Origin of the sequence: Mycobacterium syngnathidarum, assembly GCF_001942625.1 — a bacterium.
Classification (GTDB): Bacteria; Actinomycetota; Actinomycetes; order Mycobacteriales; family Mycobacteriaceae; genus Mycobacterium; species Mycobacterium syngnathidarum.
In genome coordinates, this window is the sequence record NZ_MLCL01000089.1 from 588,929 (window position 1) to 611,730 (window position 22,802).

A 22,802-nucleotide genomic window follows, 5' to 3' on the forward strand; every position below is an offset into this window, starting at 1 on the left:
CAGACTCCGGCCAATCAGTCCCGCAACGGCGCGAACGCGAACTCGGCCAACCCCTCGCGTGGAGCGATCGCGGCCTCGAAACCCAGCACCTCGGCAGCCCGCGCGGGAGATGCCACGATGTGGCGGACATCGCCGCTGCGGTACTGCCCGGTGACGGCCGGGCCCTCCGCGCCCCGGGCCGCACAGAGCAACGCTGCCACCTCGCGGATCGAGACGGGCCGGCCCGAGCACACGTTGAAGGCGTCGAAACCCCCAGCCTCGGCCTCCACCGCCGCGACGTTGGCCGCGGCCACATCGTCGACGTGGACGAAATCGCGCATCTGCGCACCGTCCTCGTAAACCTTTGGCACACTGCCGGATTCCAACTGGGACCGGAAAATCGCGGCCACCCCGGAATAAGGCGTGTCGCGGGGCATGTGCGGCCCGTACACGTTGTGGTAACGCAGTGCGACGACGGAGGCCGCGGCGGCGTCGCTCCAAGCCAGGGCGTAGTGCTCCTGCGCGGTCTTGCTCGCCGCGTACAGGCTGCGCGGGCGCAGCGGCGCGGCCTCGTCCACCAAGGCCCATTGCAGCGGCCCGCCACCGAGCGGGCACCGGTGATCGAACACTCCCACGTCCAGATCGGCACGCAAGCGCGGCAGCGGATCGACTGGGCCGTGCTGCGGGCACCGGTAGGAGCCCTGCCCGTAGACGACCATCGACGAGGCCAACACCAGCCGCGAGCAGCCTGCCGCGAACATCTCGGCCAGCAGCACCGTCGTGCCGTAATCGTTGTGGCTGCCGTAGGCAGGCGCGTCGGCGGCGTCGACACCGGCCCCGACCACCGCAGCCTGATGGCACACCACGTCGACACCCCTGAGCAGGGGTGCCAGGGCGTCACGGTCACGGATGTCGACCCGACGGCAGTCGGCCGGCGGTTCAGCACCTTCGCCGTGCGCGGCGGCCAACATGGTGTCGACACCCACGACCTCGTGCCCGGCTTGCCGCAGCGCGGTGGCTATCCGGGTGCCGATGAAACCGGCCGCACCGGTGAGCAGAACCCTCACGGCAGCTCGAACGGCAACTTCACACCGTCGTGGGCCAGGCAGTGCGTGCAGGCGCGCTCGGCATCGACCGCTTCCAAGGCCTCATGCACGAGCTTCTTGAACGGCACCAGGTTCCGCTCGAACTCGGCGAAGACGTCCACCGTCGTCACCCCCGAACCGGCCTCGATCCCGGCATCCAGATCGGTGACCAAAGCGATTGCCGCATAACATATCTCAAGCTCACGTGCCAACACGGCCTCGGGATAGCCGGTCATGTTCACCAGCGTGAAACCCTGCTCGGCGAACCACCGGCTCTCCGCGCGGGTGGAAAACCGCGGACCCTGGATCACCACCATGGTGGCCCCGTCGACCACACCGGGCAGCCCGGCGGCCACCGACCGCAGTGCCGGACAGTACGGATCGGCGAAGCCGACGTGGATGCCACCTGAATCGAAGTAGGTGTCGGCGCGCCCACGGGTGCGGTCCACCAACTGATCCGGCACCACGATCGAACCCGGCCCCAGGTCGGTGGTCAGACTGCCGACCGCACACGGGGCGAAGATCCGTCGCACCCCCAGCGTGCGCAGCGCCCACAGGTTGGCCCGGTACGGGACCGTGTGCGGCGAGTACTCGTGGCCCGCCCCGTGGCGGGGCAGGAAGGCCACCTCATGCCCGCCCACCGTGCCCACCGTGACCGGTGCGCTGGGCGCACCGTAAGGGGTGTCCACGGCGACGGTGCGGGCCTCCGGCCCGAAGAACGAATAGAAACCACTACCGCCGATGACGCCGAGCATGCAGTGCTATTCGTCCTCGTCGTGGGGCTTGACGGGATCCGCAGGCACCTTGTCGGCGGCTACGTCGAGGTCGTCGTCGAAGTCCTCGAAATCCTCGTTGGCCTTGCGAGCGCCGTCGGCGATCTCGAAGACATCGGTGGCCAGGCCACCGATCGCGGTCGCGACCTCCTTGACGGCCGTGGTGATGATCGAGGTGACCTGCCCGACCGTGGAGGCCACGGCCTCGACGGATTCCTGCAGCACGTCCTTGCCGATCTCGGTCTTGCTGAGCTGCTCCTTCATGAGGCTCAGTGTAAGAGTCCGCGCGAGGCGGCACCGGGTCAGCTCATACGATGACGATCGTGGCCAGTTTCGCGCAATGGATCGAAGGCGCCCGTCCCCGCACCCTGCCCAATGCCGTCGCCCCGGTGCTCGCCGGTACCGGCGCCGCGGCCTGGCTGGGCTCGGCCGTGTGGTGGAAAGCGTTGCTGGCGCTGGCCGTATCGCTCGCATTGATCATCGGGGTGAACTACGCCAACGACTACTCCGACGGCATCCGGGGCACCGACGACGTGCGATCCGGCCCGTTGCGCCTGGTGGGTTCCAAACTGGCCTCGCCGCGGGCGGTGCTGACCGCGGCAGTGGTGAGCCTGGTGGTGGGCGCGGTGGCCGGGCTGGCGTTGGCGGCGGTGAGCGCGCCGTGGCTGATCGCAGTCGGTGCCGTGTGCATCGCCGGGGCCTGGCTGTACACCGGCGGCAAGAAGCCCTACGGCTACCTGGGCCTGGGAGAAGTCGCCGTCTTCATCTTCTTCGGCCTCGTCGCGGTGTTGGGCACGCAATACACCCAGGCCCTGCGCATCGACTGGGTCGGGCTGGTCGCCGCGGTGGCGATGGGCTCGCTGTCCTCGGCCGTGCTGGTGGCCAACAACCTGCGCGACATCCCCACCGACACCGAATCCGGGAAGATCACCCTCGCGGTGCGCCTCGGTGACGCCCGCACCCGGCTGCTGTATCAACTGCTGGTCGGCGTGGCCCTGGTGCTGCCCCTGGTACTGATGGCGGCCACCCCGTGGTGTGCGGTCGGCCTGCTCGCAGTCGCACCGGCGGTGCGGGCGCTGCGACCGGTGCGCAACGGCAGCACCGGCGCCCAGTTGATCCCGGTGCTGCGCGACACCGGCCTGACCATGCTGGCGTGGGCGGTTACGGTGTCGGCAGCCTTGTTCCTGGGCTGAGTTGCTGACCCGCTCCTCGCCGGTTTCTCGCCCGCGGCGCCGATTTCCACGTGTTGGTCGCGGTGAGTCGACATCCACGACCCGCACGTAGGAAGCGGCGAGGTCGGGCTTCACAAACCGCGCGGTGCACCCGCGTAGTGCATTAACGTGGCCGTCGGCCTGCAACGCCGACCACCTGGGGGATGCGCATGACGACCACCACCGAGGCGCATCAGCCCGCGCCGTCGGGCCGCGCCCAAACCCGCCGCGCCATCTGGAACACCATCAGGGGGTCGTCGGGCAATCTCGTCGAGTGGTACGACGTCTACGTCTACACGGTGTTCGCCACCTACTTCGAAGCGCAGTTCTTCGACAAGGCCGACAAGAACGCCACTGTCTACGTGTACGCGATCTTCGCGGTCACCTTCCTCACCCGCCCGATCGGCTCGTGGTTCTTCGGCCGCTTCGCCGACCGGCGCGGCCGCCGCGCCGCGCTGACCGTCAGCGTCTCGCTGATGGCGCTGTGCTCCCTGGTGATCGCGGTGGTGCCCTCGCGCGAAACCATCGGTGTCGCAGCGCCGGTCATCCTGATCCTGTGCCGGCTGGTACAGGGCTTCGCGACCGGCGGCGAGTACGGCACCTCGGCCACCTACATGTCCGAGGCCGCCACCCGGGAACGGCGCGGCTTCTTCTCCTCATTCCAGTACGTGACGCTCGTCGGTGGTCACGTACTCGCGCAGTTCACCCTGTTGATCATCCTCACCACGTTCAGCACGGAGCAGGTACATGAATTCGGTTGGCGCATCGGCTTCGCCATCGGCGGTGTGGCCGCGATCGTGGTGTTCTGGTTGCGCCGCACCATGGACGAATCGCTGTCCCCCGAACAACTCGAAGCGATCAAGCTGGGCAAGGACACCAGCTCGGGGTCGGTGGCCGAACTGCTCACCCGCTATTGGCGGCCGCTGCTGCTGTGCTTCCTGATCACGATGGGCGGCACCCTGGCGTTCTACGCCTACAGCGTCAACGCCCCGGCCATCGTCAAGACCACCTACAAAGATCAGGCGATGACGGCCACCTGGGTCAACCTGATCGGGCTGATCTTCTTGATGGCGATCCAGCCCGTGGGCGGGATGATCAGTGACAAGGTGGGCCGTAAACCGCTGCTGGTGTGGTTCGGCATCGGCGGGGTGATCTACACCTTTTTCCTGTTCACCTATCTGCCCCAGACACATTCACCGATCTTGTCGTTCCTGCTGGTTGCCGTCGCATACGTGATCCTGACCGGATACACCTCGATCAACGCCCTGGTGAAATCCGAGTTGTTCCCCTCGCACGTGCGCGCCCTCGGCGTAGGAGTCGGCTACGCAATGGCAAATTCGATGTTCGGTGGCACCGCTCCGGTGATCTACCAGGCCCTCAAAGACCGCGACCTCGTGCCGTGGTTCATCGTCTACGTCACGGTGTGCATCGCACTGTCACTCGCGGTGTACGTGTTCTTCCTCAGGAACAAGGCCGAAACCTACCTGGACCAGGAGAAGGGCTCAGCCTTCGTCCGGTAGCACAATCGTGAAATTCGCTGCGCTCTAAGGATTTTCCCGTCAGTGGTCGGCCGGGGGCTGGTCGCCGCGCAACCGCGCCTGCAGTTGCTCGCGGTCCTTGCGTCGCCGCTCGTCGACCACGGCAATCGAGGCCGTCGCCCGCTCACGCAGCGGACGGAACAACCAGATACCCACCGGCAGCGCGATCACGATGGCGAACAACAACGCCACCACGACCGGGAAATCCGCCACGACCAGACTCCCCACGCCGTAGATCGCCGCAGTCAGCACAGCGACCAGCACGAGCCGGGCGATGAGATAGACCACGACATCGACGACCATCCGGGAGGTCGAACCACTTCCTGACACGCTCCGAGCCTACCGACGGCGCGTATATTCGGGTCAAGGAGGTTTCGAGTGGCGTATCTACTCCTGCTCATTGCCGCAGCAAGCCTGGTGTATATCGGCTGGCGGCTGGCGCGGGTTTCTGGCGGTCGACCCAAGACCCGTGTGATCGGTCCTGACGACGATCCCGAATTCCTGCGTCGGCTCGGGCACGGCGACAACCCACGCGGCTAGCCTGGCTCAGGTGCGCGAGTCGGTAGCCCGGCGCGCTCCGGCGAAGTCTGACGCCACCACCGCGGCCAGCTCGATCAGAGCCTCGCGGGTGCCCGGCTTGAGGCGATCCAGGCTGATCTCGGCCCCCTCCTCCAGATGCGGATCGAACGGCACCAGCCGCACCGCCCGGCAGCGCCGGGAGAAGTGATCCACCACTTTGGACAGATCCACCTTGCCCGACCGTGGCCGTACCGCGTTGATCACTGCGATGGAATTACGCACCAGATCCTGATGCCCGTGCGCGTCCAGCCAGTCCAGCGTGGCCGACGCACTCCGCGCCCCGTCCACCGAACCCGAGCTGATCACGACCAGCACATCGGCCTTGGACAGCACCGCCGACATCGCCGAGTGCATCAACCCCGTCCCGCAGTCGGTCAGGACCAGGCTGTAGAACCGCTCGAGCACCTCGAGTGCGCGCAGATAGTCGTCCGAGCTGAACGCCTCCGACACCGCCGGGTCGCTCTCGGAAGCCAGCACCTCCAGCCGGCTCGGCCCCTGGGAGGTGTACGCCCGCACGTCGCTGTAGCGCTCGATGCCTTCGGCGTCGCGCAACAGGTGGCGCACCGTCGCAGCCGTCTCCAGTGGCACCTTCTGGCTCAGCGTGCCCCGATCGGGGTTGGCGTCCACCGCAACCACCCGGTCACCACGGATCGAGGCGAACGTGGCACCCAGTGTCGCGGTGATCGTGGTCTTGCCCACGCCGCCCTTGAGCGACATCAACGCGATCCGGTAACAGCCCTGCAAGGGCTGGCTGACCTCGGCGATCAAGTTGTTGCGATGCGTGATCTTGGGGCTCTCACCCACGTTGACCTGTTTGAAAGACGCGACATACAGCGCTTTGCGCCAGCCCGAGGTGGGCGGGTTCTTGCGTTGGCCGAGCAGCGCGTCGGTGGACAGGTCGCGGTAGGCCTCGGCATGAACCCCAGGAGCGGGCGGGGCGAAGGATCCCGCGACCGACCCGGGAAAGTTCGCGGCGACCGGTGCCGGGAAGTTCCCCGGCACCGACGGGGCGGTGATCACCGGGACACCTTGCGGCGGCGTCGGAGCGGTCCATTCCGCAGGCAGCGGTGTGGAGACCCCCGGCTCGGCGGGATTGCTGAACCGCTGCTGACTGCGGAACCCGGGCACCGGGGCGAAAACCGACGGCACGGGAGGCAGATCGACCGCGGGCGGGGCAGCCTGATGGGTCACCGTCGGCTCGGCGACGGGAGCGTCCGTCGACGGCTCACCACTGTCCGGCGAGACAGCCTCCTGCGTGCCGGACGGCTCAGACATTGGCTCAGATACTGGCTCGGACACGAAATCCCCTCTTTTCCACACACTTCCGGCCGGACCACCACCGCGCCGCCACCTCGCGACACACGGCTATCTCACCAAGCTGACGGTACCTAGCCAACCCCCGCGTACGAGTGCAGGCCAACCGTCACCAGGTTGATGAAGAACAAGTTGAAGACCATCGCGACAAAACCCACGACGTTGATCCAAGCCGACTTGCGGTCCCGCCAACCCGCGGTCGAGCGAGCATGCAGATACGCCGCATACACCACCCACGCGATGAACGACACCGTCTCCTTGGGGTCCCAGCCCCAATACCGGCCCCAGGCCTCCTCGGCCCAGATCGCGCCGAAGATCACGCCGAAACCGAAGATCGGGAACGCGAAGATCGTGGTGCGGTACGCGATCCGGTCCAGCGTCTGCGCGTCGGGCAGGCGCTGAAGGACGCGTCCGAAGCCGTTGTCACGCTCGGCCAGCGGCGACATCTTGAGCAGGAACAGGATGCTGGCCACCCCGGCCACCAGGAACACCCCGGAACCGAGGCTCACCACCGACACGTGGATGGGCAGCCAGTAGGACTGCAGCGCGGGCATCACCGGGGCGGCGTTGGAGTACAGCCAGCGTCCGGACACGGTCAGCAGGATCAACACCGGAACCAGGACGAACACCCACAGCGCGCGGTACTGCGGCTTGCGCAGCACCACCGCCGCCGCGACCAGGCCGCAGAAGCTGGTCAGGTTGATGAACTCGTACATGTTGCCCCACGGCACCCGCGAGGTGGCCAAACCGCGCAGCACGATGCACAGCAACAACATGCCGATACCGACATAGGTCAGCGCCAGGCCGGTCTTGCCGACGCGCTCGTCGAACGACCGTCGGGGCGCCTCGGCGACGACGCCGGGGGTGGCGCTGTCGGCGCCGACGGTGGCGCCGATGAGGACGGATGCTCCAGCCATTTGCTCTTCGCGCGAGCGCTCATCGACCCGTCGGCCGCGGCTGTACGCCAGTTCGACGGCCAGCAGGATCAGCGCCCCGACCAGGACGACCACCGACGACGTGAACGCCCAGTCGGAGTACCTGGCCAGTCCGATGTCGATGTGCTCGGTATTCACTGCTCCGCCTTCTCTTCTACCGCCGGCGCGTTGTCGTACCCCTGCAACACCCGCGCGGTCAGCTTCTCGAACTCATCGCCCCAACCGGAGTTGTCGGTACGGGCCAGCCCGCCCAGCTCGACGTTCACCGTACCTGCAGCCCCAGGCTGGATCCGAACCCAGATCCGGCGCCTGCGCACCACCAGCGACACCAGCAACCCGGCCATCATCGACATCGCGAACACCAGCACCCACACCTGGGCCGGGTCGTGCGAGACCTGCAGGTTGACGAACGGGACGGCACCGTCGAACCGGACTTTGGTGCCAGGCCCAGGACCGGGGTCGAGCCTCGTCTCTTCACCGGCCACCAGGTTCACCCGGGCCACCTTGTTCAGCTGCTTGCGATCGATCAACCGGGGATCGAGAGAGAACAGCGACTGCGGTCGGCCGGTGTCCAGGCCGGTGTCACCGCGGTAGATGTCGACCGCCACAGCCGGGTCGTCGAGCGCCGGGAACCTCGACGACAACAGCGTGCCCTCGAGCTCCTTCGTCGGCGCGAACAGGCCCTGGATCGCGATCTGGTGCTTGCGACGCTCGTCGGCGTCGGGATACGTGCCCGCCGGCGGGTCAATGCGCACGACACCGGAGGACAGCAAGGTCATCTGCTCCTCGGGGCGCCATTGGATGGTCTGACTGCGCTGCTGGCCATCGGGGAATGTCACGGTGAACGACGGCGCATAGCCGTGTCCCTGCAGATACACCCGGTCCCCGCCGATCCGCAGCGGATGGTTGACCTCCAGGCGGTAGGACCGCCAGGTGTTGGCGGCCAGATCTTCGCCGGACTGGTAGTCGATGTCGGCGGCGAACGACAACGCCTGCCCGGTGGGCAGATAGTGCGCATCGAAGTCGTTGACGCGCAGACAGATCGGACTCAGCGAGGTGCCGTCGACCGTGTTGCCGGCCCGGAACGAGTCGAAGGCGGCCGGGGACGCGGTACAGAACCCGGGGCCGCCGTCGGCGATGACGATGACGTTGCCCTCGTAGCCGAACAACTTGCCGGCGGCCACCGCCACCAGCAGGCCCAGCAGCGAGAAGTGGAAAACGATGTTGCCGAACTCCCGCAGATAGCCCTTCTCCGCCGAGATCTCGGTGCCGGCGTCGGTCTGCCTGGTGACCGTGCGCCAGCCCTTGAGCCGACGGGCCACGGTCTCGGCGATCTCGCCGGCGTCGGCACTCACCCGCTCGGCATGGTGTTTCGGCAGCCGGCCCAGGTTGCGCGGCGCCGGCACGGGTACCGCCCGCAGGCTGCGGAAATGCTCGATCATCCGCGGTGTCAGGCAGCCCACCAGGGAAATGAACAGCAGCACGTAGATCGCGGTGAACCAGAAGCTGGAGAACACGTCGAACGCCTGCACCCGGTCCAGCCACGGTCCCAGCGTGGGATGGGCCGCCAGGTACTCGTCGACCTTGGATTCGTTGAGGCTGCGCTGCGGCAACAACGCGCCCGGGATCGCACCGAGCGCGAGCAGGAACAGCAGCACCAGCGCGGTGCCCATCGAAGTCAGGGTGCGCCAGGTGTTGCGCATTACCGCGAGCAGACCCAAAACTGCCCCAAAACGCCGCTTTTTGGGCAGTTTTGGGTCTGCTCGCGAGTCGGAAGTGACCATCAGATCGGCAGCCTCACATCACTGACGAACGCGTCGCGCACCCACGACACGAAGTCGTTCCACAGCCCGGTGACGAGTGCGGCACCCACCAGGATCAGCAGCACCCCGCCGAAGATCTGGATGGTCCGGGTGTGCCTGCGCAACCAGCCCAGACCCGTCACCGCCCGCGCCGACCCCAGGGCCAGCAGCACGAACGGGATGCCCAGACCGAAGCAGTACGCCAGCACCAGCACCACCCCGCGCGCCACGGTGGCACCGTCGGTGGCCGAGGCCACGGCGATCACCCCGGTCAGCGTCGGGCCCAGGCACGGCGTCCAGCCCAGCGCGAACACCCCGCCCAGCAGCGGCGCCCCCGCCATCGTCGACCACTGCCGCGGCGCGAACCGGGCCTGACGTTGCAGCGCCGGGATGAAGCCCACGAACACCAGGCCCATCACGATCGTGACCACACCGCCGATGCGTTGCAGCAGAACCTGATTGACGATCAGCGTGGTGGTCATCCCCAGCACTGCCACCGCGCCGAGCAGGAACACCACGGTGAACCCCGCGACGAACAACGCGGCCGCCCCGGCCACGCGCAGGCGCGCGGTCTTGACGCCGATCACCCCCGAGGCGGCGTCGGACTCATCGACCCCGACCACCGCGGCCAGATAGGACAGGTAACCGGGCACCAGCGGCACCACGCACGGCGAGGCGAACGACACCAAACCGGCCAGCACGCTGACCCCCAGCGCCAGCAGCACCGGCCCGGCAGCGGCGATCTCGGAAAACCCGGTCATGGTTTGGGTGCCCCCGGCACGACACCCGACTCGGCCGCCAGGCGCTCCACCACCGGCTGCAGATCCTCGGCCAGCAGCTCCCGCAGGAACACCGCGGCCACCCGGTGCTGCCGGTCCAGCACCACCGTCGACGGGATCACCGTGGTCGGGTACTTGCCGCCGAACGCGATCATGGTCCGCATCGCCGGGTCGTAGATGGACGGGAACGACACCTTGCGGTCGGTGACGAAATCGACTGCGGCATCACGATTGTTGTCCCGCACATCGATACCCAGAAACGCCACGCCCTTGTCACGGGTCGCGTCGTACACCTGCTGCAGCTGACCGATCTCGGCCCGGCACGGCCCGCACCACTGGCCCCACACATTGATCACCACGACCTTGCCGGCGAAATCCTCCAGCGAGAGCGTCTTGTTCGGGTCGGTGAGTTCAGGTCCGCTCAGTTCGCCTGGGGTGCTGCGCTTTTCGGGTGGATCATAGAAGATGTCGGTCTTGCCGCCGGGAGCGACGAACTCGAAGGTGCCCCCCTGGGCGACCGCGTCGTCACCCGTTGAGCATGCGGTGAGCAGTACCAGCCCTGCCAGCACCGCCGCGCTCACCCGGGCGAGGGACGACCTCATTCAGATTCCCCAGGGCTCCGTGTAGCCCCATCGGATCAGGTTGTCGCCTTCGAAGGTGAACGACGTGATCGAGGACAGATTGCACAACCGGCTGTGCGGCAACGGCAGATGGGCGAGCTTGCGCCCCGTCATCGCCCGGCGCAGCGTCTCGACCGGAAGCTGGTGGCTGACGCACACCGCCTCGTGCCCGGCTGCCTTCTCCCGGGCCCGGTGCATGGCCGCCATCATCCGGGGAGCGATCTCGTCGTACGGCTCACCCCAAGACGGCTTGGCGGGGTTGCGCAGCCGCGACCAGTTCCTCGGGTCGCGCAGGGCACCGTCGCCGGGTGCCACCCGCTCCCCCTCGAACATGTTCCACGACTCGATGAGACCGTCATCGGTAAAGATCGGCAGCCCATGGCTTTCGGCGATCGGCGCGGCCGTTTCCTGCGCCCGCTCCAACGGTGAGGCCACCACGTGGACGACGTCACGGTCGGCCAGCCAATCGGCGGCGGCCCGCGCCTGAGCCTGGCCACGCTCGGACAGGTGATAACCGGGCAACCGGCCGTAGAGCACCTTTTCGGGATTGTGGACCTCGCCGTGGCGCATCACGTGGACCGTTGTCCGGACGGTCGACCCGCGTTCGGTCATGGCCGGGCCTCCGCGGCCGCCCGGGCCGCGCCGGGCAGCGCATCGGCGATACGGGAGAACGCCTCGTCATCCAAAGCCGCTGAGACGAACCAGGTTTCGAAGGCGCTGCACGGCGGATAAACCCCCGCCTCCAACAGCGCATGGAAGAACGGCGGGAATCGCCAGGTTTCGGTCGCCTTGGCCGCGGCGAAATCGTCGACCTGCTCGTCGGTGAAGAACACGCTGAGCATGTTGCCCGCGCGCTGCACGCGGTGGGCCACCCCGGCGTCGGTGAGCGCGCCGGTGAGCAGGCCCGCCAAGCGGTCGGCGTTGGCATCCAACCGGGCGTACGCGGCGTCGTCGGCGTGGCGCAACGTGGCCAGCCCGGCGGCCATCGCCACCGGGTTACCCGACAAGGTGCCGGCCTGGTAGACGGGCCCCAACGGGGCCAGCCGCCCCATCACCTCGGCACTGCCGCCGAACGCCGCGGCGGGCAGGCCACCGCTCATCACCTTGCCGAAGGTGAAGATGTCGGCGTCGACGGGATCCAGGCCATACCAACCGGCGCGGCTCACCCGGAAGCCCGTCATCACCTCGTCGAGGATCAACAGCGCGCCGTGGGCCGCGGTGATCCGGCGCAGCGCCGCGTTGAAACCGGGCAGCGGCGCCACCGTGCCCATGTTTCCCGGGCTGGCTTCGCTGATGACACAGGCAATCTCGTCACCGAACCGGCCGAAGACCTCTTCCAGCGCGGCAACGTTGTTGTACGGCAGCACGATGGTGTCGGCCGCGGCGGCACCGGTGACACCGGGCGAGGACGGCAGACCCAGCGTGGCCACCCCCGAGCCGGCGTCGGCCAACAGCGCGTCGCTGTGCCCGTGGTAGCAGCCGGAGAACTTGATGATCTTGGCGCGGCCGGTGTAACCGCGGGCCAGCCGGATGGCGCTCATGGTGGCCTCGGTGCCGGAGTTCACCAGACGCAGCCGCTCGACGGGGGCGACGCGGTCGATGATCTCGGCGGCCAACTCGGTCTCCGAGGGGGTCGGGGCGCCGAAGCTCAGCCCGTCGGCTGCCACCTTCTGCACGGCCTCCACCACCGCCGGGTGCGCGTGACCCAGCAGCATCGGACCCCACGAGCAGACCAGGTCGACATACCGGTTGCCATCAGCGTCGGTGAGCCAGTAACCCTTGGCCGAGGTGATGAACCTGGGGGTGCCGCCGACAGAGTTGAAGGCACGCACCGGAGAGTTCACCCCACCGGGGATGACTGCGCAGGCGTCGGCGAACAGTTCGGCCGATCGCGGAGTCTGCGTTTTGTCCACAGGCATGGCCACCAGTGTCCCAGCCGGTGCAAATCAATCAACTACAGGGTGTAGTGGGCGCGGTCACTCAGCGGGCGCCAGCGCGAACACCGGATGGTCGGCATCGTCGGGCAGGTCACGGAAGTAACCCTCCACCACCTTGCCGGCCAGCGGACGGTAGGCGGCGATGACCGGTGCCCGTTGCGCCACCGGAACCTCGGCCGCCAGGTAGCTCGATTTGCCCAACGTGACCCTCGGGTTGGCCCGGATGTTGCGCACCCATTCCGATTCGCCCCGGGTGGACACCAGGTACTTGACCCCGTCGACCTCGGGGACCACGACAGGAATCTGCTGGGGCTGTTTGCTGACCCGCGTGGTGACGGTCAGCGTCTGGCTGTGCCCGATGCCCGTGGCCATCGCGATCCGGTTGAACACCTTCTGAACGAACCACGGGGGCTTGAGGTAGGCCATGGCCCCAGTCTCGGCACATATCACCCACCGCGCCAGCCCAACGTCGCATCATTGGGCATGCAACTCCCACAATGGCTGGCTCGGCTCAACAGGTATGTCACCAACCCCATCCAGAAACTCTGGGCCGGATGGGCGCCCCTGTACGGCATCCTCGAACACGTCGGCCGCAAATCCGGCGGCCGCTACCGCACGCCGCTGTCGGTGTTCAGCACCGACGAGGGCGTCGCGATTCTGCTCACCTACGGCCCGAACCGGGACTGGCTCAAGAACATCACCGCAGCCGGCGGGGCCCAGATGCGCAGGTGCGGCAGAACCATCCAGCTCACCGACCCGCGGGTGGTGTCCAAAGCCGAGGCGGCCGTTCATGTGAAGGGTCGGGTGCGTCGTGTCTTCGAGCGGGTGCCGGTCGAACAGGCGGTGCTGTTGCGGCGGGTCTGACCCACGGTGGCGTCGGCGAGGTGCTCGGCGTATCGCACCAGGCCGCGTTCCAGCGTTACGGCAAACGGGTACTCGCCTGGCACGGGCGCACCGGGGCCGAGGCGCCATCAGCTTGGACGCCTGACTGAGGAGACCCCATGACCGAGCTCCCACCTGCCGGTACGTCGTTGCGGGTGCTGGTCACCGGCGCCACCGGATACATCGGCGGCCGCCTGGCCCCTCGGCTGGTCGAAGCCGGGCACCGGGTACGGGCGATGGCCCGCAATCCCGACAAGATCAGCGATGTGCCGTGGGCACAAGATGTGGAAGTCGTTCGCGGCGACCTCACCGACCCGGAAACGCTGACTGCCGCCTGTCGCGACATCGACATCGTCTACTACCTCGTGCACTCGATGACCGCCCGCAAAGACTTCATCGAATCCGAGCGCCGCAGCGCAGAAAACCTTGTTGGCGCCGCACGGCGAGCCGGCGTGCGACGCATCGTCTACCTCGGCGGCCTGCATCCGGAATCGGACCGGCTCTCGACGCATTTGCGATCCCGCAGCCAGGTCGGAGAGATCCTGGTGAAATCCGGTGTCCCGACTCTCGTCCTGCAAGCCGGGGTTGTGATCGGTTCCGGGTCAGCGTCGTTCGAGATGATCCGGCACCTGACCAATCGGCTGCCGGTGATGACCACACCGCGCTGGGTCAACAATCGAATCCAGCCGATCGCGGTACGCGACGTGCTCCACTATCTACTCGAGGCCGCCACCGCTGAGATCCCGCACAGCCGCACCTACGACATCGGTGGCCCCGATATCTTGCGCTACGGCGAGATGATGCAGATCTACGCCGACGTCGCCGGCTTGGCTCGTCGCCGGATTCTCGTACTCCCTGTTCTCACACCAAAACTCGCCGGGCTGTGGATCGGATTGGTGACCCCCGTCCCGCCGCGGATCGGTCGCGCCCTGATCGAATCCCTGAGCATCGACGCTGTCGCCGCCGAGCACGACATCGACTCGATCATCGCGAGGCCGCCCGGAGGCACGACCCGATATCGGGAGGCCGTCGCACTCGCACTACGGCGCATCAAGAACGGTGAAGTCGAAACCACCTGGGCCAATGCATCTTCCACTGGTGCACCGTCCGATCCGCTGCCCTCTGATCCCAGTTGGGCCGGCGACGCCATCTACACCGACGACCGCAGCATCGACTGCGCGGTATCGGTTGAGCAGGTGTGGCAGGTGGTCGAAGGTGTCGGCGGCGAGAACGGGTGGTACTCGTTTCCGCTTGCCTGGACAATCCGCGGCTGGCTGGACCGCCTCACTGGCGGGGTTGGCCTGACGCGTGGCCGCCGCCACCCCCACGTCCTGCACACCGGAGACGCCCTGGACTTCTGGCGAGTCGAGAGAATCCGGCGACCGCTCCTGCTGAGGCTGCGGGCCGAGATGCGCACCCCCGGCGACGCCTGGCTCGAGTGGCGGCTCGAATCGCGCGGCACAGACCAGACCCGGCTGCACCAGCGTGCCATCTTCTTCCCGAAAGGTCTTGCCGGAAGAATCTATTGGAACGCACTCCTGCCCTTCCACGGCATCATCTTCACCGGCATGCTCAACAACATCGCCCTCGCCGCGCAAAGGGGCCCCAAGGACGGGCGATGAGCCTCACGGCGACGTTGCTCTGGCGCCGGCCGCATCCAGTCGACGATTCTGACGGATCACCACGCGTCGTAGACCGAGCAATACCGCGGCGGGCACCGCCATCAGCACGATGATCTGGACCATCTCACTCATCGTGGCACCCGGGCAGAATCGGCGTTTCGTCTCGCATACCTGCCGGTCTACCCGGGCCGCGGGGCACTCGGCGACCATCTCAACGGTTTCTTGACGGCGGACGCTCGAATCCTTACGGATCCGTGACCGTGCCTCGACCCGGGAGGCGCATGACGCTGAACCGTCAGCGGACCGGCAGATTCAGCAAACCAGCAAACCCCTGTTCACCTGGGAATTCAGCGTCTACAGTAGATAAGTCACTACTGCAGTCGGCAGCAGGGCGCGGTATCTTTCCAATCGGTGGCAGGAGGTCACCATGAAGCGCCTACTCGTCATCGGCTACGGCACCGCGAGCTATCTATTGTTCGTCGTGGCCTTCCTCTACGCCATCGCCTTCGTCGGCAACTTCGTGGTGCCTCGCACGGTCGACCACGGCATCACCGCACCCGTGGCCGAGGCGGTGCTCGTCAACCTGCTGCTGCTGTCGGTGTTCGCCATCCAGCACAGCGTGATGGCGCGCCCGTGGTTCAAAGCACGGTGGACACGGATCGTCCCGCAAGTCATCGAACGCAGCACCTACGTGCTGCTGTCCAGCCTGGCGCTGTTGCTCTTGTACTGGCAGTGGCGCACCATGCCCGCGATCGTGTGGAACGTGGAATCCACTGCGGGACGGGCAATTCTGTGGGCGTTGTTCTGGCTGGGCTGGGCCACGGTATTCGCCTCGACGTTCATGATCAACCACTTCGACCTGTTCGGGTTGCGGCAGGTGTGGCTCAACTGGCGCGGGCAGCCGTACCGCGAACTGGGTTTCCAGACGGTGATGCTCTACCGGGTGATCCGGCATCCCATCATGGCCGGATTCATCGTGGCGTTCTGGGCCATCCCGACGATGACTGCCGGCCATCTGCTGTTCGCAGCCGTCAGCACCGCCTACATCCTGGTGGCGATCCAGCTCGAGGAACGCGACCTGGTGGACAGCCTGGGTGATGAGTACCGCAACTACCGGCATCGGGTCGCGATGCTGGCCCCAGGACTACACCCCGGCCACGATCATCGCGCCCCGAAGGTCAGGCACCGGCCGGCGTAGCCGTCAATCGGCCCGCCAGCTCAACACCTCACCGGATCCCGCGGTCATGACGGTGCCCGGCATCACCCGTAGCCGGTACGGGGTCAACCGCAGGGCCGCGAACTGGTCCGAGGTCGGTCCGTCGCTCCACTGCGGGATGATGCGCGGGTCGTAGCCCACCGGCGCAGGTCCGTTGGCGAACCGGTCCCACACCTGCGTGCAGGTCTCGTCGTCGGTGTACCACTCCACCAGGCAGTCGGCCGCGCAGGTGTCGTGGTTGGTGGTCCAGTAGCTGACCGAGACGTGCGGATGTACCGCCAGATGTGCGCGCTTGACCGGGCTGGGCACCGTGGCAACCCAGCCGAACAGATCGGTACCGTCCCACTCCCAGATGGGGTGCAGGATCCGGCTGCGGGGTTGGCCGTCGGCGTCGACGGTGGCCACCGAGGCCCAGACGATCTCGTGAGCCATCGTCACGAAAGCGGGGGCAATACGTTCGAGCGGGGTCGCAGTCACACCAGCCACAGTAGGCAAGGACTGGCCTGCGACGGCGTGGGTTCGGGGTTACTGCGGGCTGTCGGTGTCGCCGTAGATCGGCTTGCCGTCGTCATCGACCCAATCGTTGACCGCCGTGCCGGATACCGTGCCATTGCTGCCCGGCAAGGTGACGGTGGGACGGGAGTCGTCATATGACTGCATGATGCGCTCGGCTTCTTTGCGGTTCTCTTCGCTGACTGGTGGCGGTTGTTCGGTGGTCATACCTATCGGGCTGCCCGAAAGTGTGAGCTGCCAAACACTTCGGCGGGCCGGACAAGATCAGGCCGACACGGTACGAAGCGAGGCCGGCAGGCTGGGCAGGAAATGCCGGGTGGCGAATGCACGTAGGTCCTCGGGAGTGTCCAGGGGCTCGACGCTGGGCAGCAACAGCACCATTCCGGCGTAGCGCAGAATGGTGTCGGCCAGGTCGTTGACGGCCTGCTCTCCAATCCGCTCGGCAAACCCGGCCGGGAAGATCACCTTGAGAGCCGCGGCCATCCGTTCGATCGCCGCGCCGTAGTGGGTGTGCAGCAGCTCCATCACCAGCGCCGGCTCATCGGCGATCAACTGGTTGAGGACGTGGCGGCGCCGGAACTCCAGGATCGACAGCGTGAACGCTTCGACGTAGTAATTCGATTGCGGGCCGGCGCTTTTCAGCTCGTTGGCGATATCGGAGAACAGCGCGACGTTCTCCCGCTCGATGACCGCCGCGACCAGCTCGTCGCGGTTGGCGAACCGGCGGTAGATCGTGGTGCGACTGACCCCGGCCCGACGCGCGACGTCATCGAGCGCGACCCGGCGCAGGCCGTGCCGCTCGAACTCGAGGAGCGCCGCGTCCAGGATCGCCACCGTCGCGGGCGACGAATCAGGCAGCGTCGGATCAGCTTTGGGCATAGCCCTTTTGCGCAAACTTGCTGTAGCGCACGCTCATCGGTAGATGATCCCACACCCAATTCACCGGACGGGACCGGCAGAACGCCGCGAACCGCTGGTAGTTGCGCTCCTGACGGTCACTCCACGGCAGGTCGAGCAGGTCGCGGGCGCGCGGCGGCAGACCGCCTGCGGTCAGGAAGGCCGCCACCGGGTTGAACACCGCGGCGACGACGCGCCACACCGCCGGGTGTACCGCCTTGGGGCAGGGGAAACCCTTGGTGACGTAGCCGACGCCGTAGCGGGCGGACTTGTGCGGGATCGCCACCTCGTTCATCATCCGGTCCCAGTACTGCTCGAACTCGGCGTAGGTGGCCGGCATCGGCCGGTCGCTGACCCCGTAGCGCCGGTACCACGTCTTGGATTCCAGGTAGATCTGTTCCTTCTCGGCATCGCTGAGCCGTTTGACGAAGGTGTCGGCGAAGTAGAGCACCTGCTCGACGAACGTTGCATGCGCCCAGAAGTAGGTCTCGGGGTCCAGCGCGTGGTAGCGCGAACCGTCGGGCATGTCGCCCTTGACGTGGTGGTGGAAGTCGCGCACCTGGGTGCCGGCGTTGTCGGCCTCGGTGCCGTAGACGGTCCGGAAGATCGGCGGGATGGTCCGCTTGAGCCGCTCGGCGGTGTCGGAGAAGAACGTCGAGTGATCGAGCACCCCCTGGCCGAGCTCGGCCAGCATGTTCTGCAGGACGGCGGGCCGCGGGCCGATCAGGAACATCCGGTTGTCGCCGAAGTACTTCCAGACCAGCGATTGCGGCCCGAGAGGCAGGGCGTCGGTCTGCTGGGGCTGCTCGGCCAGTTCGGTCATAGACACAGTGTTACAGATTTCGCACTTTGTACCAAGATGGGTGTGATCAGGTTCACCGAGGTGGATGGGCGGCGTTATCGGGCTGTTGCCGGACCGTGTCGCGGGCTGAGACCCATGGTTGGAATGATGCGCAGGTGCCCCCGCTGACCCGCCGAGATGCGCTGCGTTTGGGCGTCACCGGAGCAGGTGCCGCAGGACTGATGACACTGGGCAGCCTGCTCGGTGCGCCGATGCCCCGCGCCTCGGCGAGCCCCAACCAAACCGCCTCCGGGGGTGCTGTTCTACCGACCCGCGAATCGGGGTCGTTCACCTCCGCGGCCCGCGGCGGCGTCGAAACCAACTGGATCATCGCCCGTCCGCCAGGCCAGCACGGCCCCCTGCGCCCGGTGATCGCCCTGCACGGGATGGACAACGACGCCGCCGGGGCGATGGACCTGGGCATCCCGGAGGCGCTGGCCCAGCTGACCGCGGCCGGCCGGCCACCGTTCGCGGTGGTCAGTGTCGACGGCGGCAACTCGTTCTGGCGCCGTCGCGCCTCCGGGGAGGATGCCGGGGCGATGGTGCTCGACGAGCTGATCCCGATGCTGGCCACCAAGGGCATCGACACCTCCCGCGTGGCCTTCATGGGCTGGTCGATGGGCGGCTACGGCGCCATGCTGTTGGGCGCCAGACTGGGCGCCGCACGTACCGCTGCGGTCTGCGCAGTCAGCCCGGCGCTGTACCTGACGTACTGGGGCGCGCCGCCCGACGCCTTCGACAGCCTCGACGACTGGCAGCAGAACTCAGCGATGAGGCTGCTGCCTGCGCTGGGGTCGATCCCGCTCCGCGTCGACTGCGGCACCGCAGACCGCTTCTACGCGGCGACCCGAATGTTCGTCAACCAACTGCCAAGGACCCCGGCGGTCGGCTTCTACCCCGGCGGCCATGACGAGAACTTCTGGCGCGCGCACTTGTCCGATGAGCTCGCCTGGCTCGATTCCTGATCGCAGCCTCGAACCGTCACCCCCAGGTGAGGGGATCGAGCGCGAGATAGAACCGCAGACGCCCGGGATCCAGTTCGGCCGGATAGCCCGTAGCCAGACCCGCCGCGGCATCCTCGGCGAAACCGGGGAAGGTGTCGGCAGTGTTGGCCAACAACAACGCCAGATCCGCATGACGATCCGCGGAACCCAGACGACCCAGGTCGACAAAACCCTCGACAGTGAGCCGGTCGGGGTCGATCAGGATGTTCGGCAGACACAGGTCTCCATGGCACACCACCCGATCGTCAGCCTCCTGCCGGCGACGCAGGCTAGCCTCGCGTTCGACGCGGGCCAGCAGGTCGCCGGCCGGGACGTCCCGGTCCTCGTCGCGCAGGAACTCCGGGTTGACCGCGCCCGCGGCAACCACCGAGCGGGCCCGGGTCAACATGTCGTCCAGATCGCGCCGGTGAGGACACTCGCCGGCCGGGATGGCGTGCAGGGCGCGGACCGCCGCCACGATCGCTGGCCAGGCCGTCCGCAGTGCCGGTTCCGCGAGCCGATCCGCACCGACGCCCCCGACTGCGCTCGTGATCAGGACGGCACCACCGTCCTCGGTGGTACCCCAGTCGATGACGGCAGGCACCGGCAGACCGCGACCGTGCGCCCACGACACCCGGTCCCGCTCCGCAGCCAGATCAGCCACGGCCGCGGCGCCGACCACTTTCGCGTACCTGGACCCCTCCGCGTTCCGGAACACCCCGGTGCCGGATTCACCGCGGGTGACGGGCTCCCAATCGATCACCGCTCAGCGACGCAACCGGGCGATGCCCAACACGATCAGCACACCCGCCAAACCGGCGAGCACCAACGCCAGCACCAGCAACGGCGCCGAATAGCTGATCGCGGTGGTGGGCGGCTCACCGTCGAGCACGGGCGCCACCTCGATCGTTGAGGACGCCGCGAGCCAGCTCAGCACACCACCCACTGCCGCAACGGCGGCCACCAGCAACTCCAGCAGAGCACGCCGTCTCACGGCGTGCGCTCCTCGACCAGCGGCGTGAGCACTTCCCGCAGTTTGCGGTGCTTGCGGGCCCAGGCCTGGGCGGTACGCGCGCCGGTGAGTTTGAGCCCGATGCCGGTGCGGCCCTTCGGCACCCCGGTCAGCTCACCGAGTGCCCGGGCAGATTGCCATTTGGGCACCTCTGAGCCCGATGCCTCGGGATAGATCAGCACGATCTCGTCGACCCGCAGCGTCTCGGCACCCTGCCGCAGGGTCTCGGCGGTCAACTCGACCGAGGTGTGGATACGCGCAGCCTTGATCTGGATGGCCACGAACACCGACACCAGTAGCAGGAACACGATCGGGATCCACAGGTCGTGACCGTATCCACCGGTCATCTGCAGGATCGCCATGCCGGCCCCGGCGAACGGGCCCAACAGCAGCCACGCCCAGCTGGCCCCCTGCTCGTAGAACAGCACCTCGGAGCCGACTTTGTTCACCGATTCACTCTCCATCGTCACCCTTCCGCAGTGGCAGCGCGTTCAGGCCGGTACCCACGATGAGCGGGAGCAGCGCGACCAGCACGAGAACATTGAGGCCGGTCAACAGCACCAGGACCACGATAGCCAGCGACAACGCCACCGCCGCGCGGCGGTAACGTGGATCGTCGGAGCGGCTGCGACCCGCCAGAAATGCCATCCCGAGGCCGCCGAGCGCCACGAGCGCTCCGATCCCCCGGTACAACATCGCATTGACGCCGGGCGGGCTCGCCGAGACCGCCAGCATCCCGCCGGCCATCAACAACACCGCGCCGACCAGCCAGCAACCGAACACGATGGTCGTGCGGCGCGACGTTGGTGATGAAGGCATTGTCGCCAAAGCGTAGCGAAACTACCGGGTGAAGAAACCGTCGGCGTCCTTGCGGTGCAGCAGGTACAGCCCGCCCGCGATCAACACCGTTCCGACGATCGCGGTGACCGCGTAGCCCACCGCGGCCGCATCCTGGCGTTCGCCGGTCAGCAGGCTGCTGACCGCATGCAGCGCCGAGACGATCCCGCCGCTGGTCAGCAGCGTGCGGGCCCAGCGATACCCCTGGCGCATCAACCACAGGAACGCCACCACGATCGACGACAGCGCCACCACGAACATCACCGAGAAGACGGCGGTCATCGACCGCTGCACACCGGTGCCCGATCCGGTGAACGCGTCGATCAAGAACCCCACCGCCATGAGCACCAGCGCGGCCGTCCACAACCAGAAGCCGGTGTCGACGTCCTCGGGACGGTCGTTCGGGCTCTGCTGCGGTTCGGTCACCGGCGCCCTCACGCGAGCCAACCGGCCACATCGGCCGCCCAATAGGTCAGCACGATGTCGGCGCCGGCCCGCCGGATCCCGGTCAACGACTCCAAGGCCGCCGCCTGCAGGTCGATCCAGCCGTTGGCCGCGGCCGCACAGATCATCGAGTACTCACCCGAAATCTGGTATGCGGCAACAGGTACCGGTGAAATATCGGCCGCGGCGCGCACCACGTCCAGGTAGCTCATCGCGGGCTTGACCATCACCATGTCGGCGCCCTCGTCGATATCGAGCTCGATCTCGTGCACGGCTTCGCGGATGTTGCCCGGATCCTGTTGGTAGGTACGACGATCCCCCACCAGGCTGGACGACACCGCCTCGCGGAACGGGCCGTAGAACGCCGAGGCGAACTTGGCCGCATAGGCCAGGATGGCGACGTGCGCGTGCCCGGCCGCGTCCAGCCCGTCCCGGATGGCAGCCACCTGGCCGTCCATCATGCCGCTGGGCCCGACCACGTGGGCACCCGATTCCGCTTGTGCCACAGCAAGTTCCACATAGCGCAGATTGGTCGCGTCATTGTCGACCCGGCCGGCGTCGTCCAACACGCCGCAGTGCCCGTGGTCGGTGAACTCATCGAGGCAGGTGTCGGCCATCAGCACGGTCGAATCACCGAGGTCCTTGGCCAGATCACGCAGTGCCACATTGAGGATGCCGTCCGGATCGACGCCCACGGCACCGGTCGGATCCTTGTCCTCGTCGCAGGGCACACCGAACAGCATCAACCCGCCGACCCCGGCGGCCACCGCGTCCGCGGCCGCCCGGCGCAACGAATCCCTGGTGTGCTGCACCACGCCGGGCATCGAGGAGATCGGTCGCGGTTCATCGATTCCGTCGGCGACGAACATCGGCAGAACCAGATGGCGTGGCTCCAAAGAGGTTTGGGCCACCAGGCGGCGCATCGCCGGGGTGGACCGCAACCGGCGGGGCCGGTGTCTCGGAAAGGCCACAGCTATCCCTCCTCCTGTCCCATCCTCGAATC

General features: G+C 67.3%; 30 protein-coding genes. 7 read left to right on the forward strand and 23 right to left on the reverse strand.

Annotated features, from left to right (window positions below):
- Window positions 1-14 precede the first annotated feature (14 nt).
- From BKG60_RS28740 to BKG60_RS28750, 3 genes are read right to left on the reverse strand one after another with little or no spacing between them, the layout of a single operon-like run.
- Window positions 15-1,046, reverse strand: a complete 1,032-nt coding sequence (locus BKG60_RS28740) for an NAD-dependent epimerase/dehydratase family protein (protein WP_075910271.1) — start codon at window positions 1,044-1,046, stop codon at window positions 15-17.
- Window positions 1,043-1,819, reverse strand: coding sequence for an S-methyl-5'-thioadenosine phosphorylase (locus BKG60_RS28745; protein ID WP_075910272.1), 777 nt, complete (start codon window positions 1,817-1,819; stop codon window positions 1,043-1,045). Before BKG60_RS28745 ends, BKG60_RS28740 begins: the two co-directional genes overlap by 4 nt.
- A 6-nt stretch (window positions 1,820-1,825) precedes the next feature.
- Window positions 1,826-2,101 carry a hypothetical protein gene (locus BKG60_RS28750; RefSeq protein WP_075910273.1) on the reverse strand — a complete coding sequence of 92 codons (276 nt, stop codon included), beginning with the start codon at window positions 2,099-2,101 and terminating at the stop codon, window positions 1,826-1,828.
- 59 nt (window positions 2,102-2,160) lie between these two features.
- On the opposite strand from BKG60_RS28750, the gene BKG60_RS28755 reads away from it, so the two are divergent.
- Entirely contained in the window at window positions 2,161-3,030 is an 870-nt protein-coding gene (locus BKG60_RS28755; RefSeq protein WP_075910310.1) for a 1,4-dihydroxy-2-naphthoate polyprenyltransferase, read from the forward strand.
- A gap of 188 nt (window positions 3,031-3,218) precedes the next feature.
- The gene (locus BKG60_RS28760) at window positions 3,219-4,568 is read left to right on the forward strand and encodes an MFS transporter (protein WP_075910311.1); all 1,350 of its coding nucleotides are present in this window, start codon (window positions 3,219-3,221) and stop codon (window positions 4,566-4,568) included.
- 39 nt (window positions 4,569-4,607) lie between these two features.
- On the opposite strand, the gene BKG60_RS28765 is transcribed toward BKG60_RS28760, so the two are convergent.
- Complete coding sequence (locus tag BKG60_RS28765; protein ID WP_070186785.1) at window positions 4,608-4,889, reverse strand: DUF4229 domain-containing protein; 282 nt, start codon at window positions 4,887-4,889, stop codon at window positions 4,608-4,610.
- A gap of 75 nt (window positions 4,890-4,964) precedes the next feature.
- Between BKG60_RS28765 and BKG60_RS32170 the strand changes: the two genes are divergently transcribed.
- Window positions 4,965-5,126: a hypothetical protein gene (locus tag BKG60_RS32170; protein ID WP_165617812.1), complete on the forward strand. Its 162-nt coding sequence runs from the start codon at window positions 4,965-4,967 to the stop codon at window positions 5,124-5,126.
- Between the two features lie 6 nt (window positions 5,127-5,132).
- On the opposite strand, the gene BKG60_RS28770 is transcribed toward BKG60_RS32170, so the two are convergent.
- From BKG60_RS28770 to BKG60_RS28805, 8 genes are all read right to left on the reverse strand, one after another.
- Window positions 5,133-6,440, reverse strand: a complete 1,308-nt coding sequence (locus BKG60_RS28770) for a MinD/ParA family ATP-binding protein (RefSeq protein WP_083650370.1) — start codon at window positions 6,438-6,440, stop codon at window positions 5,133-5,135.
- A 113-nt stretch (window positions 6,441-6,553) separates the two neighbouring features.
- Entirely contained in the window at window positions 6,554-7,552 is a 999-nt protein-coding gene (gene ccsB / locus BKG60_RS28775; RefSeq protein WP_070186784.1) for a c-type cytochrome biogenesis protein CcsB, read from the reverse strand.
- The gene (resB, locus tag BKG60_RS28780; RefSeq protein ID WP_207553905.1) at window positions 7,549-9,117 is read right to left on the reverse strand and encodes a cytochrome c biogenesis protein ResB; all 1,569 of its coding nucleotides are present in this window, start codon (window positions 9,115-9,117) and stop codon (window positions 7,549-7,551) included. The genes ccsB and resB overlap by 4 nt, the downstream gene beginning before the upstream one ends.
- An 80-nt stretch (window positions 9,118-9,197) precedes the next feature.
- Window positions 9,198-9,977 carry a cytochrome c biogenesis CcdA family protein gene (locus BKG60_RS28785; protein ID WP_070945915.1) on the reverse strand — a complete coding sequence of 260 codons (780 nt, stop codon included), beginning with the start codon at window positions 9,975-9,977 and terminating at the stop codon, window positions 9,198-9,200.
- On the reverse strand, window positions 9,974-10,597 hold the full coding sequence (locus tag BKG60_RS28790) for a TlpA disulfide reductase family protein (RefSeq protein ID WP_075910275.1): 624 nt from the start codon (window positions 10,595-10,597) through the stop codon (window positions 9,974-9,976). Before BKG60_RS28790 ends, BKG60_RS28785 begins: the two co-directional genes overlap by 4 nt.
- Window positions 10,598-11,227, reverse strand: a complete 630-nt coding sequence (locus BKG60_RS28795) for a histidine phosphatase family protein (protein ID WP_070186781.1) — start codon at window positions 11,225-11,227, stop codon at window positions 10,598-10,600. It abuts the gene before it with no gap.
- Entirely contained in the window at window positions 11,224-12,534 is a 1,311-nt protein-coding gene (gene hemL, locus BKG60_RS28800) for a glutamate-1-semialdehyde 2,1-aminomutase (RefSeq protein ID WP_075910313.1), read from the reverse strand. The genes BKG60_RS28795 and hemL overlap by 4 nt, the downstream gene beginning before the upstream one ends.
- Window positions 12,535-12,591: 57 nt before the next feature.
- Window positions 12,592-12,978: a nitroreductase/quinone reductase family protein gene (locus BKG60_RS28805; RefSeq protein ID WP_075910276.1), complete on the reverse strand. Its 387-nt coding sequence runs from the start codon at window positions 12,976-12,978 to the stop codon at window positions 12,592-12,594.
- A gap of 57 nt (window positions 12,979-13,035) precedes the next feature.
- Between BKG60_RS28805 and BKG60_RS28810 the strand changes: the two genes are divergently transcribed.
- Window positions 13,036-13,416 carry a nitroreductase family deazaflavin-dependent oxidoreductase gene (locus BKG60_RS28810; protein WP_075910277.1) on the forward strand — a complete coding sequence of 127 codons (381 nt, stop codon included), beginning with the start codon at window positions 13,036-13,038 and terminating at the stop codon, window positions 13,414-13,416.
- A 137-nt stretch (window positions 13,417-13,553) separates the two neighbouring features.
- Window positions 13,554-15,056 carry an SDR family oxidoreductase gene (locus tag BKG60_RS28815; protein WP_075910278.1) on the forward strand — a complete coding sequence of 501 codons (1,503 nt, stop codon included), beginning with the start codon at window positions 13,554-13,556 and terminating at the stop codon, window positions 15,054-15,056.
- A 3-nt stretch (window positions 15,057-15,059) separates the two neighbouring features.
- On the opposite strand, the gene BKG60_RS32740 is transcribed toward BKG60_RS28815, so the two are convergent.
- On the reverse strand, window positions 15,060-15,188 hold the full coding sequence (locus BKG60_RS32740) for a hypothetical protein (RefSeq protein WP_255740568.1): 129 nt from the start codon (window positions 15,186-15,188) through the stop codon (window positions 15,060-15,062).
- A 295-nt stretch (window positions 15,189-15,483) separates the two neighbouring features.
- Between BKG60_RS32740 and mddA the strand changes: the two genes are divergently transcribed.
- Window positions 15,484-16,254, forward strand: a complete 771-nt coding sequence (gene mddA, locus BKG60_RS28820) for a methanethiol S-methyltransferase (protein ID WP_070186776.1) — start codon at window positions 15,484-15,486, stop codon at window positions 16,252-16,254.
- A gap of 3 nt (window positions 16,255-16,257) precedes the next feature.
- On the opposite strand, the gene BKG60_RS28825 is transcribed toward mddA, so the two are convergent.
- From BKG60_RS28825 to BKG60_RS28840, 4 genes are all read right to left on the reverse strand, one after another.
- Window positions 16,258-16,704: a pyridoxamine 5'-phosphate oxidase family protein gene (locus tag BKG60_RS28825; RefSeq protein ID WP_070186799.1), complete on the reverse strand. Its 447-nt coding sequence runs from the start codon at window positions 16,702-16,704 to the stop codon at window positions 16,258-16,260.
- Window positions 16,705-16,797: 93 nt separating this feature from the next.
- Window positions 16,798-16,992 carry a hypothetical protein gene (locus BKG60_RS28830; RefSeq protein WP_075910279.1) on the reverse strand — a complete coding sequence of 65 codons (195 nt, stop codon included), beginning with the start codon at window positions 16,990-16,992 and terminating at the stop codon, window positions 16,798-16,800.
- A 57-nt stretch (window positions 16,993-17,049) separates the two neighbouring features.
- Window positions 17,050-17,664, reverse strand: a complete 615-nt coding sequence (locus BKG60_RS28835) for a TetR/AcrR family transcriptional regulator (RefSeq protein ID WP_075910280.1) — start codon at window positions 17,662-17,664, stop codon at window positions 17,050-17,052.
- Window positions 17,651-18,505, reverse strand: a complete 855-nt coding sequence (locus BKG60_RS28840; RefSeq protein ID WP_075910281.1) for an oxygenase MpaB family protein — start codon at window positions 18,503-18,505, stop codon at window positions 17,651-17,653. The genes BKG60_RS28835 and BKG60_RS28840 overlap by 14 nt, the downstream gene beginning before the upstream one ends.
- A gap of 134 nt (window positions 18,506-18,639) precedes the next feature.
- On the opposite strand from BKG60_RS28840, the gene BKG60_RS28845 reads away from it, so the two are divergent.
- Window positions 18,640-19,488, forward strand: a complete 849-nt coding sequence (locus BKG60_RS28845; protein WP_120765055.1) for an alpha/beta hydrolase — start codon at window positions 18,640-18,642, stop codon at window positions 19,486-19,488.
- A 16-nt stretch (window positions 19,489-19,504) separates the two neighbouring features.
- On the opposite strand, the gene BKG60_RS28850 is transcribed toward BKG60_RS28845, so the two are convergent.
- Genes BKG60_RS28850 through hemB form a run of 6 tightly spaced genes read right to left on the reverse strand, consistent with a single transcriptional unit; the run spans window position 19,505 to window position 22,722 of the window.
- Window positions 19,505-20,269 carry an APH(3'') family aminoglycoside O-phosphotransferase gene (locus BKG60_RS28850; RefSeq protein ID WP_075910283.1) on the reverse strand — a complete coding sequence of 255 codons (765 nt, stop codon included), beginning with the start codon at window positions 20,267-20,269 and terminating at the stop codon, window positions 19,505-19,507.
- Between the two features lie 3 nt (window positions 20,270-20,272).
- Window positions 20,273-20,500, reverse strand: a complete 228-nt coding sequence (locus BKG60_RS28855) for a hypothetical protein (protein ID WP_075910284.1) — start codon at window positions 20,498-20,500, stop codon at window positions 20,273-20,275.
- On the reverse strand, window positions 20,497-20,982 hold the full coding sequence (locus BKG60_RS28860; protein WP_075910285.1) for a DUF3093 domain-containing protein: 486 nt from the start codon (window positions 20,980-20,982) through the stop codon (window positions 20,497-20,499). The genes BKG60_RS28855 and BKG60_RS28860 overlap by 4 nt, the downstream gene beginning before the upstream one ends.
- Window positions 20,972-21,337 carry a hypothetical protein gene (locus BKG60_RS28865; protein ID WP_070186769.1) on the reverse strand — a complete coding sequence of 122 codons (366 nt, stop codon included), beginning with the start codon at window positions 21,335-21,337 and terminating at the stop codon, window positions 20,972-20,974. Before BKG60_RS28865 ends, BKG60_RS28860 begins: the two co-directional genes overlap by 11 nt.
- Before the next feature lie 21 nt (window positions 21,338-21,358).
- Window positions 21,359-21,781 (reverse strand): hypothetical protein, encoded by a 423-nt coding sequence (locus BKG60_RS28870; RefSeq protein ID WP_070186768.1) that lies wholly within the window; start codon window positions 21,779-21,781, stop codon window positions 21,359-21,361.
- An 8-nt stretch (window positions 21,782-21,789) separates the two neighbouring features.
- Entirely contained in the window at window positions 21,790-22,722 is a 933-nt protein-coding gene (hemB, locus tag BKG60_RS28875) for a porphobilinogen synthase (RefSeq protein ID WP_070945901.1), read from the reverse strand.
- Window positions 22,723-22,802: the final 80 nt, after the last annotated feature.